Annotated in this window: 1 pseudogene; it reads right to left on the reverse strand. The window is 53.5% G+C overall.

Annotated features, from left to right (window positions below):
- A pseudogene (locus ACTHS4_RS12765) lies at positions 1 to 230 on the reverse strand (glutathione synthase); the annotation flags it as partial.

A 230-nucleotide genomic window follows, 5' to 3' on the forward strand; every position in this document is an offset into this window, starting at 1 on the left:
GCCAAGTTGCCGCGCGTTTCGCCGTTTTGCGGAATACGCGCCAAAGCATACGGAACAACTTCCCCGCCGATAATCAGAATGCGCTTGTCGCCATGTACGATTTCAGGAATATAACGTTGCGCCATGATGGTGCGTGAATCAAGCTGCATCAGGGTTTCAAGGATACTGCCGATATTGGGGTCGGATTCGGTCAGACGGAAAATGCCCATACCACCCATGCCGTCCAACGG

The organism is Neisseria sp. P0014.S009 (genome assembly GCF_051958155.1).
Lineage (GTDB): Bacteria > Pseudomonadota > Gammaproteobacteria > Burkholderiales > Neisseriaceae > Neisseria > Neisseria flavescens_C.